The sequence below is a fragment of the Oleiphilus sp. HI0132 genome (genome assembly GCF_001635845.1).
Genome location: NZ_LWGJ01000893.1, coordinates 1 through 295, shown reverse-complemented (window position 1 = coordinate 295; position 295 = coordinate 1). Strand labels below are relative to the sequence as shown.

Annotated in this window: 1 pseudogene; it reads right to left on the bottom strand. The window is 43.7% G+C overall.

Going from position 1 to position 295, the window contains the following annotated elements:
* Nucleotides 1-61: 61 nt before the first annotated feature.
* Nucleotides 62-295: pseudogene (locus A3766_RS31965) on the bottom strand (protoheme IX farnesyltransferase); the annotation flags it as partial.

Here is a 295-nt window from a genome sequence, read left to right as displayed (position 1 = left end):
GAAATGAAAAAGGGCAGGTATTATACGTTGAACTGGCCGCTTTGCGAAATCTAATCAGTTTCTATCCGCGTATTACCAGTCGTATGTAATGATCGACGAGCAGAAATGCAAATAAGGCCGTTAGGTAGAATATTGAGTAAGCAAAGGTTTTCATTGCGTGTTGGTCAGCACTGCAGCGATATAGCTTATAAGCGTGATAAATAAAGCCCAACCCTAAGGCTACCGCCCCGGCTAGATAGATTAAGCCGGTCATTTGTATGGCAAAGGGTATCAGCGTAACGGCAAGAAGCATACA